This window comes from Allorhodopirellula solitaria (genome assembly GCF_007859855.1).
Classification (GTDB): domain Bacteria; phylum Planctomycetota; class Planctomycetia; order Pirellulales; family Pirellulaceae; genus Rhodopirellula; species Rhodopirellula solitaria.
This window is the reverse complement of the sequence record NZ_SJPK01000011.1, coordinates 86,622-99,154: the sequence shown is the minus strand read 5'-3', so window position 1 is coordinate 99,154 and position 12,533 is coordinate 86,622. Positions and strand designations below refer to the sequence as shown.

The following is a 12,533-nucleotide window of genomic DNA, read 5'->3' as shown; positions in this document are numbered from 1 at the left end:
ATCGCAGCGTTTCGATTCTCAACTTCAATCCGATAAAATTGTGCTGGCTCACACCCATACGATTGCCCAACGACTAGAATACAACCCACGTCGTTTGACAATATTTTCTCCATTCGCCCGTCACAGTTGGACCAAGCTAAATGAATCGCTTACTCGTGTTATTGTTAATTTCTGGGATCGTATCGGTTTCTGGATGTGGTCGTTCGAATTCCTCGAATATCATGGATTCAGCAGATCAAGAAGCGATCGACGCGTACGATGCCCAAGCTGAAAAGGATGCTGCTGCGTTGGGAGACTACAAAGAAATCGACTGATATTTTTCGGCCCGATCGAGTCAGCGAGGAAGGCATTGCGGTTTCCTCGCTGACCGATCTCGATTTATCAATCGCAACGCGACCAGGTGCGTGAAGCATCGGGAGAACACCCCGCAAGCCGCCCGAGGAACGTCTCTCTCGGAACGGGGGAGTGATAAGAGACACCGCAGGTGGCGCTGCGCTGACCTGCGGCTATTCTCTTCAACGCCTCCGGCGTAGGAAGACTTGCGTGGCTCAACAGTTCGTCGCCTCGTCCACCACAGAATAGCTTTCGCTAAATCCGCCACTCATGGACCACGCGTTGCCTAGCTGAGTTTGCCTCATTTCGAAACGGCGATTCACGTGTGACACGCACACGGCGGAGCAGACGCGTGGCTCCAAGCGCAGCAGGCTACCAGTCTTACGCGGCGAGGGCGTATTGCCTCGCCGCAGTGAAAACTTAACGGTCACCACACGATTCTCAGCAGCTTAGAAGTCGCCTGAAACGACTTCACGTCCACCACGTGTACCGAGAGCACCCCAAAGCCCAAACGGGCTGGCGGCACCAGCTTGGTTGTTCGTGGCGGCGCTTCCGTTTAGGTAGACCACAGGGTTGGTCGAATTCCCGGCTTCGATGGAGTCGGTGATGAACTTGACCGCTCCATCTCCCATCAGCACGTGGGCACCGCCTTGGTGGCGGCTCGATACCGTTGACACCAAGTCACCATGGCCTGCCCCTGGGCCTGCATCGGTGCATAGCAAAGCGTTCGGTGGCAGAATGGTGTGTACTTGGCAATAGACTGGCATCGCGTCGTACCAGTGAAAACCTCGTCCCCAGTTGGCATTGGTTCCCACCGTGTTGATCCAGAATTGTGGACGTTGGGGATCGAGCGTTTCCCTTAGGAACGAAGGATTAAGGTGACAGTTTTGACGTTCGCCCGTAACACCTACGGCGCCGGTCCTCGGTAGCGACGTTCTCGCATCGAGATCCCCCAAGTCAGTGGCAATCTCTCCACACATCACCGTGTTGGCCAACCCATCCAAGGTGTCACGGAACTTCGCATTCCGCGTCAACACAAACATACCGCGGTGAGCCGCATTGGAGTGTCTTGCGGTGCCGTCGTTGGGAGTATAGGGCAACGTGACCGATGAGTCGTCACCCTGCTCGTTGACGTTGAGATAGGGGTCACGCGAGCGATAGCTCGAATCTCCGGTGCAGGCCGCATAGTTCGTCCGCCCCAACGCGGGCAGTCCGGTGCCGGGGTCGCTGGGGCATCGCAGCGTTGCGAGCTCTGTCACGTAGGGCGGGTACTGGCGCTCGTCCGGCCGCGGGCCCATCGCCTGCCAAGGCGGGTTACGGACCGAACCGTCCGAATTGATCGCGAGCGGATTGCTCAACTGTTGCCAAACTGCCTGTTGCTCGATAAACGGGAGCAAACCCACCAACATGGAGAGCCGGCGGTTCGACGTGCCGGTGGCCGCTGCCGTGGTCGGTGATGGCTGATCCCACAAATCTCGACCGCCGACGACATAGGTCCCCGTGCCGTGAATCGGCAACTGGTTGTAGGTCGAATGGTAATTGTGGATCCCCAATCCGATCTGCTTGAAATTGTTGCTGCAGCTCATCCGTCGGGCTGCCTCCCGTGCCGCTTGGACCGCTGGCAGCAGCAGCCCAACGAGGACGCCGATGATCGCGATGACCACCAATAGCTCAACGAGCGTAAAACCTTGTGAACGATGCTTATTCATGAAAATCACCTCAGAGAAAGAAAACGGAATTACCTATAGACTTTAACCCAGCCCAGAGCAGTTTGGACCGTTATTTTTCCCATTAAAGGCAAATTACGCCTCTTTCCTCTCCCAATCAGGCCGCGAAAGCCAATGCATCTCGTCGAGTACCGTCGGCTTACGGAGACGTCTCCGTTGCCCCCGCACTGCTCGCGGAGGTTTCAGCGATGCGTTCCTGGGCAGTCTGAACCAATGGTGCGACTGCGGAATTGGTCGCATAGAGTTCGACGATCGAGTACCAGATCTCTTTGGCCGCGATCGTCCGGCCTTCGAGGTACAGCTGATCGGCCGCATCGAGTTTCGCCGAAATGATCCGTGCTGCTTCGCTCTGATCGGTATCGGCTGCAGAGATGCGAGCGATCTTGGTGCGGGCGAGGTTCACCAGGGGGCGATACTCGGCGTACTTGCCCGGCTCTTTCCCAGCAGATTCTTCGCCGAGCAAGGTGACCAAACTGCGGTATTTATCGATCGCCGTTGCATTGTCACCGAAGGTTTCGTACCGCATCGCTTCGGCGCAGAGTCGCTCGGCTTCATTTTTCAGAGGCAGGTTGCGGTTCAGTTTGACAGTCAGTGCATGCTCCGCTTCGAGCATTTGGACACGATCAATCTGTTCGGATGCCCAGGTAAAATGTTCACCGTCGGGGTATTGGTGAACGAGCGGTTCGAGATAGCTGATACGGGCTTGCGACATGGACGAACGCGTGCCCTCGTCGAGCAATTCCTCGGCGCGTTGCCGCATCGTGTCCGGGTTGGGTGGCCAGGCGATCCAAACCAACAGGGCCAGGAGGACGCCGAGGACTGGGAGCAGGACCAAGGCTTTGTCGTGCCAGGGTGTCGCGTCCATGGAACGATCTCGCTTGGGGGCAACGGCGCCTCGTCCCAATAGACTGCGTGCCTCATCTCGATCCGCTTGGTTGGTCACCGCCAGGGGGCTGAAGCCTGACGAAGCGTGTTCGGCGACGCCGCTGCGGCTCATCGACCGGCGGCGGACCTCGGCCAACTGCAATTTGACCGCATCGGCCGAGACCGGCCGCTCGGTGGGTTCCTTGGCGAGCAGTTGCATGACGAGCGTATCCATCCACACCGGCGTGTCCATCACCGACGACGCCACTTTGGTGGGTTGTTGGTACTGCAGATTCGCAGTCGTTTCCTGGAGCGTGGATCCACTGATGGGGGGCAATCCAGTGAGCGCTTCATACATCACCGCGCCAAACTGATAGAGGTCGCTGCGAGGTGTCAGGGCGTCATGCATCCCGGCCGCTTCGGGCGGTCGTCTCTGGATCTGCTGGGGCGAGGGCGGCCGCTGAAAGTGGTAAGGACCGTCGCGAAAAGGGGCACTGCCATCCTCCAGGCGAACATCGACTAGCACGGGGCTCAGCCCCGCGATCATGATTTTGTCCGGGGCGATCCGACCATGAACGATGCCCTGTTGATGCAAGTAGCTGATCGCATCGGCAATCGGTTCGGCCAGTTCCAAGACGCTCTCCCACGGCAACCGGCCGCGGCGTTCGATCTCATCGGCCAACGTGGGGCCTTCGATCAACTCGTGGACGAGGTACGCGTCGCTCGCATCGAAACCGCCACCGTAGCATTGACAGATCGCGGGATGGGTTAGTTTCTTGAGCCGATCCCATTCCTCGGAGAACTCAGTGCGTGATTCCTGGGTGCCCCCGAAGGCCAGATGAAAAACTCGAACCGCTACCGCTTTTCGCTGGGACACATGCACCGCCCTCCAGACCCGGGCATCGCGGCTCGTCGGGTTGGATCCCAAGGGCGATTCAATCGCAAGCGGTCCGATTCGGCTGCGTGGCATTTAGGAAAAGTACTTCAAAAGAAAGTGGTTGGCAGGATGAGCCGATCAATGCTGGTTCATCATAACCCGATGTGCCAACGAGGGAACTAGCAGAAATCCAATCGCGTCGGGGTGCGACAGCGTAGTGGAATCGGTTCGGGTTGGAAATTGGCCGCTGCCTAAGCCGCCACGCTCATTGCGCCAAATAGACGACCGGATAGGGCATGAACTCGGTCGCCCTCTGCATCGCGACAGGCTCCCCGGCTGGCGCGGTCCCCTCTCCCGACGTGATCGTGATCCAGGTGCGGTCCTTGCTGAGAACTTGATTCCGCAGCACGCGAGCGAAGCCTGGCTCGATGCCGTGTTCCCGCGTCCCCATCAGTTCATCGCCGGTTTCGCGCAGGATCGGTTCGAGTCGTTCCCCGGCGCGGCGAAGTCGCTCTTTCGCGGCCGGTGATGACCACACGTCTGTCCACGCCTGACGGAGCTGTTCGTTGTCGACGATCGACTCTCGAAGAATGATCCGCAGGAGATGGCGGGCCTCCGGGTCTGATGCGATCGTTGTGGCGGTTTCGGCGAGTTCGTCTCGGACGTTTTCATTGGCAGCGATTTCCTTCGCGATTTCCTCGACCGCGGTGGCGATCTCCTCCAAATGGGCCTCGAGAATCGGCGTGACTTCCTCGTCGACGAATCGGCTCCATTCCGTCGCCACGAGCGCCCGTTCGGGCAGCGGTGTTTGATCGTACACCGCCCGCCAACCGAACCGCCACAGTGACGCCTTGTCCCAAATCTCCCGCCCAATGGCTTCGGCCGGTTCGGCAGCGTGTCGGCGGACGATGGGCATGACTTCCTCACGCACCAATGGCACCAGTTTCTCTCGGACGATCTCTTCGCGATAGCGTTTCACGAGCGTATCGATTTCCGCCCGATGCCTCGCGATCGATTCTTCCACCCCGATTTCGATCAAGGGCACCGAGGCACCGATGGAACTAACAATCAAAGGCAGGATTTCGCTCGCGACGGCGTCGGCATGAGCTTCGAACGCGGCCGCTAACTTCTGCTGCAAACGCTCGCGTTTCTGCGGCGGCAGAAGCGTTTCCATCACGTCGCCGATCCGACCGCTATTGCGGTGCACCCGCAACGTCGCCGCGGGGGTCCAGACGCTGCGATCGAACAGGCTGAGGGTCAAGCGATTGGCGCTTTGATCGACCTGGCGAACCGACGTGATGTAACCGACCTCTTGCCAGCGATCGGATTGGCGAGAAAAAGCGACGTCGCCGACGCGAAGGGCGCCGGTCGGGTCGGAGACTTCGATGGACTCGGTGGGCGACCAGAGCGAATCCATGATCAGCGAGGCGGGGCTCGCATTGATCTCCGCAGCCGCATCAGCCCCTCCGGGCTGAGCGTGACCCGCCAGCATCCAGGTCGCGGCAGCCCCGACCGCGGCGAGCCAAAATGCAGCGCCGAGGTATCGTTGATTTCGTTGTGTCACGACGCACCCTGGGAAGTTCGTGTACTGCGCAGCCGATCAACGTAGACGGCGCCAATAATAATCACACCGACCAGAATATTTTCAACTTGCGTTTCCAGCTGAAGGGACGTGCACCCCAGCCCGATGACGCCCATGATCAGCACGCCACAGAGAGTCCCCAGAATACTCCCGCGGCCCCCCAGCAGGGAGCCGCCGCCAATCACCACCGCAGCGATGATCTTCAGTTCCAAACCCGCACCTGCGGTGGCGTCACCTTTCTCCAACCGCGCGATATCGACACAGCCCGCGAGTCCGAACAGTGCCCCTGCAATCACATAGACAAGAATCTTAGTGGACTGGACACGCACTCCACACAGCCGCGCCGTCGCCTCGCTCGAGCCGATGGCAAAGAGATGACGACCGAAAACGGTTTTGTGAAGCCCCACGGCGACAACCACCGCGAGAGCGAGCGTCAACCACACACCCCAACCGAAGTTCGGCAGCGGATAGAGGTAGGGAATCCATCGCGGTTCGGGATACTGCGTCACCATCTCGCGGAGCCAATCCGGAATGCTCTGGCGAGGTGGCGTGATCGTGCCGCCGCGATCGCACAACATTTTGCCAATCCCCACGAAGATCGTCATCGATCCGAGCGTGATGATAAACGGAACCAATCGCAATCCCGCGATCAGAACACCATTGAACAGCCCGCAAGCCGCCCCCGCTAAAACAGCCGCTGCGATGGCCAGGTAGATCGAATGGCCCCCGTCGAGCACCACGGCCGCGACGCATCCGCACATCGCGGCCGCCGTCCCCGCAGACAAGTCGATCCCGCCGCTGATGATGATCAACGTCATTCCCAACGCCGCGATCCCGAGCTTCACGCTCTGCACGCCGACCAGCCGCGCCGACGATACCGAGGCAAAGTTCCCGTCGGTGCCCGAAATCCATTCCGCCGCCGCGAAAAGCGCAACGACAATGATCAACGCGAGCATCGGTCCAATGAAATTCAACAATCGCTGCATGGAAAACAGGTGGCCGAAAAAAAGTGGTGGAGGAAACGAGCCGGCTGGCAGCAGGCAAAGAGCGGTGACGGGGATATCGTAGCGGAAATGGCGGAGAATGTGATTGCGACCTCGCCGAATTGCGTCGCAGCTCTATACTATCCGGCCTCATTGTCGACCGACGGCTCCGCCCGTCGGAAGCAATTGTCGACCGATGGCTCCGCCCGTCGGGAGGAACCAGTGTGTATCAGCTCAGACGGGCGGAGCCGTCTGGCTACCATTTTCCACCTACGAAACATTTGCCGTGCCTGCCACTTCATCCTCATCCACCTCAAACCACACCCCCCCGTACTACTGGGGGATCGATATCGGCGGTACCAGCATCAAATGCGGGCTCGTCGACCATGACGGCAATACGGTCGCCTTTGAACAGGTTCCCACCAAGGAATCCGCTGGCCCCGAGGCAGCCGTGAAACGTCTGACCGAAGTCATCAACGAGACCGAAACGAAGACGGCAACGGCAGGCCAGGTCAAACGGATCGGGATGGGGGCCCCCGGGCCGATGGACCTGCCACGCGGACTGCTCGTCGCCCCGCCGCAACTCCCATCTTGGTGGGATTTTCCGATCGTGCAAAAGCTGAGCGAGGCGACCGGGCGCGGCGTTTCCTTTCTCAATGATGCCAACGCGGCTGCCTACGGCGAGTTCTGGCTGGGCAGCGGCGCCAAACAGAACTCGATGATCCTGCTCACCTTAGGAACCGGTGTCGGCGGCGGGATCATCATCGAGAACGAACTCGTTAATGGCGTCAACAGTTTTGGCAGCGAGTGTGGACACATTCTCGTCGACACCGCTGACGACGCGATGCTCTGTGAATGGGGTGGCGGGCGCGGCCAACTCGAAGCCTATGCGTCGGCAACCGGCGTCTCGGCGATCGCTCGGAAGAAACTTGCCGAAACCCCCGACAGTCTCCTGCATCGCTACGTCGGTCCGGAAGCCGACGACGAAGGACTGACCAGCAAACGGGTCCACGACGCGGCGGTCGAGGATGACGCGTTGGCGCTAGCGATCATCGACGAGACCGCTCGCTGGCTCGGCATCGCGGTCACGACCTTGGTCCACACCGTCGATCCAGGCAACGTGGTGCTCGGCGGAGCCATGGATTTCGGTGGTGCGAAATGCTCCGTTGGAAAACGTTTCCTCGATGGCATCCGTACTGAGTTTCGCCAGCGAACCTTTGACAATGTCGCAGCAGGAACCCAGATCAACTTCGCTACTCTCGGCAGCGCCGCCGGGTACCTCGGCGCCGCTGGCTATGCCCAAAAGGAAGCCACCCAGACGGACGCCTCCTAACGCTGGTCGTTCTCCTCCCCCCGCTTCTTCTCTCGCTCTCCCCACCTCTCTCTCCCCCAGTATCCATGGCTTCGCTTCCTTCGGTCGAAACGAAATACATCCGTAACTTCTGCATCATCGCGCACATCGATCACGGCAAGAGCACGTTGGCCGATCGCTTGCTCGAAGAGACCGGTGCGGTGACCTCGCGCGAGATGAAATCACAGTTGCTCGATGACCTCGCTCTCGAACGCCAACGCGGGATCACGATCAAGGCGCGGGCCGTCGCGATGCCCTTTCAGCGTGACGGCATCGACTATCAGCTCAACCTGATCGACACGCCAGGCCACGTGGATTTTCAGTACGAGGTTTCCCGTTCGCTCGCCTGTTGCGAGGGAGCCTTGCTGTTGGTCGATGCGTTCCAGGGGGTCGAGGCACAGACGATGGCGAATGCCTTTGCCGCCATGGAGCATGACCTCACGATCGTGCCCGTGATCAACAAGATCGACTTGGTTCACGCTCGCAGCGATGAAGTCGCCGAGGAGATGATGAATTCACTCGGCACGGATCCGGATGAATGCGTGCGTGTGAGCGCCAAGACAGGCCAGGGCGTTGCCGGTTTGCTCGACGCGATCATCGACCGCATTCCTCCACCGACCGGTGATCCCGGTGGCGCCCTGCAGGCCATGGTTTTCGATTCCAACTACGACGACTTTCGAGGCGCGATCACCTACATCCGCGTCATGCAGGGAACCGTCCGGACAGGCCAGAAAATTCGATTCCTACGCGCCGAATCCGAGCATGAAGTCGTCGAGCTTGGGCAATTTGCTCCCAGCCGCGTCGCCTGTGACGAGCTCGCCGCGGGCCAGGTCGGCTACTTGATCTGCAATATCAAGAGCCTCGGCGACGTTCATATCGGCGATACCGTGACCGTGCCAGGAAAACATTCGGCGGAGGCCCTGCCGGGGTACGACCAGCCGAGGCCGATGGTGTATTGCGGCCTGTTCCCCAGTGACGGACAGGAGTTCTCCGATCTGCGAGACGCGCTCGAGCGATTGGCAGTGAATGATCCGAGCTTCGAGTTTGAACCGGAAACCAGCGACGCACTCGGGTTCGGTTTCCGCTGCGGTTTCCTGGGATTGCTCCACATGGAGATTATCCAACAGCGGCTCGAGAACGAATCGGACATCGACTTGGTCCAGACCGCCCCGAATGTGACCTATGAGATCATCACGAAAAAGGGCGAGACGTTGATGATCCACAAGCCTCAAGACGTTCCTGATCCGGGCGAAATCGATGAGTTTCGTCAGCCGATCGTGAAATGCAACGTGATCGTGCCGGAAGATTACATCGGCGCGGTCATTCAACTCTGCCAAGAGCGACGGGGGATTCAGCGCAATCAAGAATACCTCGGAGCGGGACGGGCCATGTTGACTTACAACATCCCCTTAGCGGAAGTCATCTACGACCTGCACGACAGGATCAAGAGCTGCACGCGTGGGTACGGAACACTCGACTACGAGATCGTGGGCTACGAAGCCGCCGATTTGAGCCGTCTGGACATCTTGGTCAACGGCAACCGTGTCGACGCCCTCTCGGTGGTCTGCCACCGCGCCGATGCCGACCGACGCGGCCGCGCGGTCGCGAAGAAGCTAAAAACCGAAATCGAGCGGCACATGTTCGAGGTCGCCGTCCAAGCAGCCATTGGCAGCCGTGTGATCGCGCGGGAAACGGTGCCCGCAATGCGAAAGAACGTGACAGCCAAGTGCTATGGCGGTGACGTTTCGCGGAAACGCAAACTCTTGCAGAAGCAGAAGGAAGGCAAGAAACGAATGAAGGCGATCGGCAACGTCGAGATCAGCCAGAAAGCGTTCATGTCCGTGCTCAGCAGCGGTGACGACTAGCGAGTGTAGTCGGACCGCTCCGCCGGTCCGAATCAACAGACACGCCGCCCTACAGGTATCAGTGGACAGCGGCCGGCTCAGAAAGGCCATGTCGACGCCGCAGTTTTCTAATTTCAAAACGTCGCTTCGGCGTGTGACAAGCACACGGGGCAGCAAACCTGCGGGTAATCAACAGGATGCAACGAACCCATTTGCTTGGCGTGATTGATTGGCGTTTGGGGACTCGTCCACTCCAGCAAAGATTTCGCGAAATCCGCCACTGATTGATCCGCGATGCTTCGCACTTCTGGATTCTGTTTTTCTCCAAAATTCAGATTGCCCCCCCGAACCCGATCGAGCTTGCAATCGTCTCTATCCGTGACGATAATACCGTCACTGGGTCGTGATACGCGTCGCGACATAACTTCCGTACGTGAGACTCGTCCGTTCTGGTTGGCACCTGGATGAGCGTCACGTCGAACCATGTTTTAAAGGAGGTGATCAAGTGGATTATTGCTGTACTAGCCAACGGGGTGGAAACCCTTGACGAAAGTCGGCGGGCTGACGCCTGGGTCAGCCACCCCACTCGCGATCACACTCACTTTTTGAGCTTCGCTCAACGAATGAGCACAGCGCGAGCTATTGCCACTTGCTCAGATGGTTACCTTGGTCTGAGCAAGTGGTTTTTTTTGGTTCATCCGACGGAAGCGTGCGCAGAGCACAGCGGAAGGTTTTTTGAGGCATGGCTCTCGTATCCAATGATCGTTCAAAAATGCGTCCCTGACGAACAAACGCTCGCCAGAGACCGACAACACCATTGGCGTACCGTCGACCGAGATATCCCTTGCCAAGCCAGCACCTCTGCAGAGCTCGGCTCGAATGGCGTGGACTTAAGCAGATTTACTCGAGTTTCACGGGCATCTGTTTTCGCTTCCGTCCGGCTTGTCCGGGCGGAGTGGCAACTGCAAGCTACCTGCAAAACGCCCTCGCCAGATCGATCTCCGCTCCGGGCTTGTCCCGGCGGAATCAGCGAATCAAGTCGTGTGACCGCCGGGACAAGCCCGAGACGGAGCACCGTTTCTACTTCGCATTTTTTCGGTAGCTGCCAGTTGGTTCCTCCGCCGAGACAAGCTCGACGGAAGGATGTTTCACACGCGGCAATCGCTTAAGTCCACGCCATTCGAAATCGGCTCCGTTTCTCCCGGCAGTGCCAGTCTAACATTGATAATCACATCCCTCAAATAAATCCTTCGATACTGGAGCCATGCCTTGAAAACCTCGGGCGCACGCTTCCGTCGGATGAGCCTTTTTTTGTGCCTATCGCGCACCTGAGTGAGCGAGATTCCCAGCGAACTGTCGCCATAAGCCCCCGCTGCCTGTCCGCGAGGGACCCGCGGCGTGACGTTAGGCAGCAAGCTTTAGCTGAGCCGATAGACGCGGCTGGCGTTACCAGCGAAGAATTTTGATTGCTCCGAATCGCTCAGGGATGCGGCGAGCGTTTTCACCGCGTCGAGCCAGCGACTGTATTCGGTGGCGAGCAGGCAGACCGGCCAATCGCTACCGAACATCAGCCGATCGGTGCCGAATGCCTCAAGGGCGACGTCCCAGTACGGGCGGAGGGTTTCGATCGACCAAGAAGCGTCGCGGACTTCGGTAGCGGCTCCGGAAAATTTGCAAGTGACGTTCTCACGCTGCGCCAACTCACAGAAGTCTCGTTTCCAAGCCTCATCCAAAGCACCCTCCGCGATCGCTGGCTTGGCAATGTGATCGAGAACCATCGGCAGGTCGGAATGACGATCGGCAAAGTCGATCGCGGCAGGCAACTGCTTGGGGAAGACGAGCAGGTCGTAGACCATGTCCCGGCCGCGCAGCGTTCGAATGCCCGCATTGAAGTCCTCGCGATCTAGAAACCGGTCGTCGGGTTCGTCCTGCACAACGTGCCGGAACCCCTTGAGTTTCGCGTGACCTGCGAACTCGTCGATAATGTCAACGACGTTTGGCTGAACAAACGGCGCCCAGCCCACGACCCCGGCGACCAATGGCTCTCCACTCGCGATCTCGAGCAGGTCTCGCGTTTCGCCCAAGCTCTGACGCGCCTGAACGCTAACGAAACCCTGCACCTCGTTCTCGCGAGCAACCTGGCGGAGTTGAGGGCCGAGGAAATCGTGTTTCAAAACCGCCATTTCGTCGTTGATCCAGCCGTACTGCGCGGGATCGTAAGTCCATAGGTGATGGTGCGAATCAATCAGCATGCGTTGAAATGTCTCGTGTCAAAGTAGCAAGAGTCGTCGATGGGGCTGCGATTCCCAACGGTGGTCCTTTCGATTCCCGCTGAGACACTCCGGGTTCAACTGATGATCAATTCATCCGCCGGCCCCGATTCTTCCCAAGCCCGGCGAATCTCCCGGAGGCCATAGGCGCACAGTTCGAATTGATCGCTCAGTCGATCGAGCAGATCGCAGGGCGGTCGATCTTCGTCCGCCTCAATCGTCGACGCAATTTTGTACGAGCGTTTGCCTTGATGGAAGTAGTCGAGCAATTGATCGGGGGATCCTTTGGCATTGCCGCGAACGCTCTCGGGGTACATTCCCGAGCGAAACAGGGTCACGTCGCCGATATGGCGATGGACTTCGCGGCGGGCCATGCCGATGCGTCGCTCGGCCTCGCACATCAGCTGAAAGACCTCCGTCGCTGGCCGGCCATCGTCACGTCGGACACGTTGGATTGCATCGACACGTGTGAACCGCAACATCAGTTCGCTGATGTACTCCACCAACTGCACATCGGCGACGCCGAGCTTGGTTTGGAAGATATACTCCGACAATCCGCTGAGAAAGCGATCGAGAGTAGTTCGCTTGGGCTGCGCGTTTTCAGGCATTGCATCTATTCCTTCAGGGGATGAAGGGCGATTCGCAGGCCGAGTCGGAAAACACTAGAGAAACCGAAGCGAATCAGAAAACCTGAAATTCAGA

General features: G+C 58.9%; 9 protein-coding genes. 3 read left to right on the top strand and 6 right to left on the bottom strand.

What is annotated here, in order from left to right:
• The first annotated feature begins 140 nt into the window (after positions 1 to 140).
• Positions 141 to 314: a hypothetical protein gene (locus tag CA85_RS25045; protein ID WP_186775036.1), complete on the top strand. Its 174-nt coding sequence runs from the start codon at positions 141 to 143 to the stop codon at positions 312 to 314.
• Positions 315 to 782: 468 nt separating this feature from the next.
• Here the strand turns inward: CA85_RS25045 and CA85_RS18395 are convergent, their stop codons facing one another.
• The 4 genes from CA85_RS18395 to CA85_RS18380 all read right to left on the bottom strand — a co-directional run bounded on the left by CA85_RS18395 (position 783) and on the right by CA85_RS18380 (position 6,369).
• A complete protein-coding gene (locus CA85_RS18395; protein ID WP_146392828.1) occupies positions 783 to 2,042 on the bottom strand; it encodes a DUF1559 domain-containing protein in 1,260 nt (419 codons plus the stop codon).
• Positions 2,043 to 2,199: 157 nt separating this feature from the next.
• Positions 2,200 to 3,894 carry a serine/threonine-protein kinase gene (locus tag CA85_RS18390; RefSeq protein WP_146392827.1) on the bottom strand — a complete coding sequence of 565 codons (1,695 nt, stop codon included), beginning with the start codon at positions 3,892 to 3,894 and terminating at the stop codon, positions 2,200 to 2,202.
• A gap of 172 nt (positions 3,895 to 4,066) precedes the next feature.
• A complete protein-coding gene (locus CA85_RS18385; RefSeq protein ID WP_146392826.1) occupies positions 4,067 to 5,365 on the bottom strand; it encodes a hypothetical protein in 1,299 nt (432 codons plus the stop codon).
• The gene (locus CA85_RS18380) at positions 5,362 to 6,369 is read right to left on the bottom strand and encodes an ABC transporter permease (RefSeq protein ID WP_146392825.1); all 1,008 of its coding nucleotides are present in this window, start codon (positions 6,367 to 6,369) and stop codon (positions 5,362 to 5,364) included. Before CA85_RS18380 ends, CA85_RS18385 begins: the two co-directional genes overlap by 4 nt.
• A gap of 283 nt (positions 6,370 to 6,652) precedes the next feature.
• On the opposite strand from CA85_RS18380, the gene CA85_RS18375 reads away from it, so the two are divergent.
• The gene (locus CA85_RS18375) at positions 6,653 to 7,699 is read left to right on the top strand and encodes an ROK family protein (protein WP_246112953.1); all 1,047 of its coding nucleotides are present in this window, start codon (positions 6,653 to 6,655) and stop codon (positions 7,697 to 7,699) included.
• 65 nt (positions 7,700 to 7,764) lie between these two features.
• Positions 7,765 to 9,582, top strand: a complete 1,818-nt coding sequence (gene lepA, locus CA85_RS18370) for a translation elongation factor 4 (protein ID WP_146392823.1) — start codon at positions 7,765 to 7,767, stop codon at positions 9,580 to 9,582.
• Positions 9,583 to 10,979: 1,397 nt separating this feature from the next.
• On the opposite strand, the gene CA85_RS18365 is transcribed toward lepA, so the two are convergent.
• Complete coding sequence (locus CA85_RS18365; RefSeq protein ID WP_146392822.1) at positions 10,980 to 11,813, bottom strand: amidohydrolase family protein; 834 nt, start codon at positions 11,811 to 11,813, stop codon at positions 10,980 to 10,982.
• Positions 11,814 to 11,908: 95 nt separating this feature from the next.
• Positions 11,909 to 12,439 (bottom strand): hypothetical protein, encoded by a 531-nt coding sequence (locus CA85_RS18360; protein WP_146392821.1) that lies wholly within the window; start codon positions 12,437 to 12,439, stop codon positions 11,909 to 11,911.
• Positions 12,440 to 12,533 lie beyond the last annotated feature (94 nt).

Bases quoted from the DNA above. Each gene is read 5' to 3' on its own strand.
- CA85_RS25045 (WP_186775036.1), top strand. From the start codon at position 141: ATGAATCGCTTACTCGTGTTATTGTTAATTTCTGGGATCGTATCGGTT.
- CA85_RS18395 (WP_146392828.1), bottom strand. From the start codon at position 2,042: ATGAATAAGCATCGTTCACAAGGTTTTACGCTCGTTGAGCTATTGGTG.
- CA85_RS18390 (WP_146392827.1), bottom strand. From the start codon at position 3,894: ATGCCACGCAGCCGAATCGGACCGCTTGCGATTGAATCGCCCTTGGGA.
- CA85_RS18380 (WP_146392825.1), bottom strand. From the start codon at position 6,369: ATGCAGCGATTGTTGAATTTCATTGGACCGATGCTCGCGTTGATCATT.
- lepA (WP_146392823.1), top strand. From the start codon at position 7,765: ATGGCTTCGCTTCCTTCGGTCGAAACGAAATACATCCGTAACTTCTGC.
- CA85_RS18365 (WP_146392822.1), bottom strand. From the start codon at position 11,813: ATGCTGATTGATTCGCACCATCACCTATGGACTTACGATCCCGCGCAG.
- CA85_RS18360 (WP_146392821.1), bottom strand. From the start codon at position 12,439: ATGCCTGAAAACGCGCAGCCCAAGCGAACTACTCTCGATCGCTTTCTC.